General features: G+C 72.5%; 2 protein-coding genes. Both read left to right on the top strand.

Translation table 11 applies throughout. The features are described 5' to 3' along the window. A partial coding sequence (locus tag DBR23_RS12415; RefSeq protein ID WP_108498450.1) for a helix-turn-helix domain-containing protein occupies nucleotides 1-1,198 on the top strand: 1,198 nt, incomplete at its 5' end. A 44-nt stretch (nucleotides 1,199-1,242) separates the two neighbouring features. After that, the gene (locus DBR23_RS12410; protein WP_108498449.1) at nucleotides 1,243-1,935 is read left to right on the top strand and encodes a PQQ-binding-like beta-propeller repeat protein; all 693 of its coding nucleotides are present in this window, start codon (nucleotides 1,243-1,245) and stop codon (nucleotides 1,933-1,935) included. Nucleotides 1,936-1,956 lie beyond the last annotated feature (21 nt).

Raw genomic sequence — 1,956 nt, 5'->3', positions numbered from 1 at the left:
CCTCAAGCGCGTGGCCCTGCGCGACGACCCACCCGCCCTGGCCTTGCGCGGCATTGCCATGGCGCAGCTGGGCGAACACCCCCGTGCGCGCGACCTGCTGCGGCAGGCTGCGCGCGCCTTTGGCACCCACGAAGCCCAGGCGCGCGCCCGCTGCGTGGTGGCCGAGGCCGAGGTGGCGTTGGCCATGCGCGACCTGGGCGGGTCACCCCGTCCGCTGCTGGAGGCGGCCGACACGCTGCAAGCCCACGGCGACACCGCCAACGCCACACAGGCGCGGCTGATTGCGGCGCGGCGGCTGCTGCGCATGGGCCGCCTGGACGAAGCCGCAGCGGCCATGGACGCCATGGCGACCGCCCCCACAGCGGGCGACCTGCCCCCCGCCCTGCGGGCCATGGCCGACCTGACCCTGGCCGAGCTGGCGCTGCGCTCGCTGCACATCGCCGCCGCCAGTGCGGCGCTGGACCGTGCGCAGGAGGCCGCTGAGCAAGCCCATGTACCGGCCCTGCTGGCTGAGGTGGCGCAGGCGCGCGCCCTGCTGGACCAGCCCGCAGCGCGGCGCGTGGGGGCAGGGGTGGACCAGCCGCTGCGCCTTTCCGATGTGGCAGACCTGCTGGCATCGGGCGCGCTGGTAGTGGATGCATGTCGGCGCTGCGTGGGGGTGGGCGATGGCCCCTCCACCAAAGACTCCGGCGTGTGGCAACTGCTGGCACGTCGGCCCATCCTGTTCACGCTGGTATGTGCGCTGGCGCAAGCCTGGCCCGGCGATGCAGAGCGCGAGGCGTTGATTGCGCAGGTCTTTCGCACCCGCCACCCGGACGACACCCACCGTGCGCGGCTGCGGGTGGAGGTAGGGCGGCTGCGCGCGCTTCTGCGGCCACTGGCGCGTATCGAGGCCACAGCGCGCGGCTTTGCGCTGCAGCCGGTGGACGCACGGCCGGTGGTGGTGCTGGCGCCGCCCATCGATGGCGAGCAGGCGGCGCTGCTGGCTCTGCTGTCGGACGGTGCGGCCTGGTCCACCTCGGCGCTGGCGCTGGCCACGGATGCCAGCCAGCGCACCGTGCAGCGCGCGTTGGCCGAGCTGGAAGCACAAGGCCGTGTGCGCTCCATCGGCCGCGCGCGTGCGCAGCGCTGGCTGGCGCCGCCGCTGTCCGGATTCACGACGATCTTGTTACTCCCTGCTGCGCTGCCGATTGCATAAAGTGGACGCCAAGCCCCCACCGGGCCACCCCACAGGAGCCAACCATGACCGCGTGCACCCACAGCGACCCGACACCCGCCACCTTCCGCCATCACCCTTCACAACCCGCCGAGATCGTGCGCGAATACGGCCCCTTTGCGGGCGCGGACAGCGTGCATGGCGTGACCCATGACGGCCAGTATGTCTGGGCGGCCACGGGGGCGCACCTGGTGGCCTTCGATGCCGCCACGGGCGAGACCCTGCGCACGCTGGCCGTGGCCAGCGATGCAGGCACTGCGTTTGACGGCAGGCACCTGTACCAGATCACCGAGGCGCGCATCGACAAGATCGACCCCGCCACCGGCCGGGTGGTGGCCTCCATTCCTGCACCCGGCAACGGCAACGACTCGGGCCTCACCTGGGCCGAAGGCAGCCTGTGGGTGGGCCAGTACCGCGACCGCAAGATCCACCAGATCGACCCCGCCACCGGCGCCATCCGACGCACCATCGAGTCCGACCGCTTTGTGACCGGCGTGACCTGGGTGGACGGCGAGATGTGGCACGGCACCTGGGAGGGTGACGAGAGCACGCTGCGCCACATCGACCCCGCCACCGGCGCCGTGCTGCAGCAGCTCGACATGCCTCAAGGCGTGGGCGTGAGCGGCCTCGAATCGGACGGTGCCGACCTCTTCTACTGCGGGGGCGGCGGCAGTGGCAAGGTCCGCGCCGTGCGCCGGCCCAAGGCGGCCCGCCCCTGAGCCCCTGACACCTTCAGCCCT

The sequence above is a fragment of the Acidovorax sp. HMWF018 genome, assembly GCF_003061035.1.
Taxonomy (GTDB): domain Bacteria; phylum Pseudomonadota; class Gammaproteobacteria; order Burkholderiales; family Burkholderiaceae_C; genus Acidovorax; species Acidovorax delafieldii.
The sequence above is the reverse complement of the archived record's forward strand: the minus strand, read 5'-3'. Positions and strand labels throughout refer to the sequence as shown.

Coding starts and splice junctions, on each gene's coding strand:
- DBR23_RS12410 (WP_108498449.1), top strand. CDS start 1,243: ATGACCGCGTGCACCCACAGCGACCCGACACCCGCCACCTTCCGCCAT.